Genomic DNA, 770 nt, shown 5'->3' with positions numbered 1-770 from the left:
GGCGCTGCTCGGCGGCGCGGCCGGGGCCGGGCTGCTGCTGCTCACCCCGGCCGGTGGCTTCGAGCGGATCGTACCGTTCCTCGTCGCGGTCGCGGCACTGCTGCTCCTGCGCCCGCCCCGGCCCGCGGCCGAACCGCGACCGCCCGGGCCGGGCGTCGCGGTGGGGGTGTTCGGCGTCGCCGTCTACGCCGGGTACTTCGGCGCCGCGGCCGGGGTGATGATGCTGGCGCTCACGCTGTCGCTGCCGGGCGCGACCCTGCTGCGGGCCAACGCGCTGAAGAACGTGCTGACCTGGGCGGCGAACGCCGTCGCCGCGGTCGGCTTCGCGGTCCTCGGCGACGTCGCGTGGGCCGCGGTGCCCGCACTGGCCCTGGGCCTGCTCATCGGCGGCCGGCTCGGCCCGGTCGTGGCCCGGCGTCTCCCGGCTCGCCTGGTCCGGATCGGCATCGCGGTCGCGGGCCTCGGCCTGGCCCTGCGGCTGTTCGTCCAGGCCTGGCTCTGAGCGGTCCGCCCACGGCCCTGCGCAGCGCCGTGGGCGGACCGGGCCCTCAGCCCCGGCGGTACTCCAGCATCGCGGTGACCGGGCCGTCGGCGCGGTGCCCGTGGCGGCGCAGCCAGCCGTCGAGCTTGCCCTGCACCGTGGGCAGGTCCGGGCGCCGGTGCGGCTCGGTGCGCATCGCCTGCTTGAGCAGCGCCAGGTGCGCGGTCCGGCTCGGCAGGTGGGTCAGCTTCGCCCCCGCCGCGGCCGCCCGCAGCCCGGCGACGGCGTC

The 770-nt window shown here is 78.8% G+C and carries 1 protein-coding gene and 1 pseudogene; one reads left to right on the top strand and one right to left on the bottom strand.

Annotated features, from left to right (window positions below; genetic code table 11):
- The coding region (locus GTW08_RS15735) for a TSUP family transporter (RefSeq protein WP_161152127.1) at nucleotides 1-502 on the top strand (502 nt) is incomplete at its 5' end.
- A 46-nt stretch (nucleotides 503-548) separates the two neighbouring features.
- Here the strand turns inward: GTW08_RS15735 and GTW08_RS15730 are convergent.
- A pseudogene (locus tag GTW08_RS15730) lies at nucleotides 549-770 on the bottom strand (serine/threonine protein kinase); the annotation flags it as partial.

The sequence above is a fragment of the Pseudonocardia sp. SID8383 genome (assembly GCF_009864975.1).
Classification (GTDB): Bacteria; Actinomycetota; Actinomycetes; order Mycobacteriales; family Pseudonocardiaceae; genus Pseudonocardia; species Pseudonocardia alni.
Note: the sequence above shows the minus strand (reverse complement) of the source record. Positions and strands in the feature narration are given on the sequence as shown.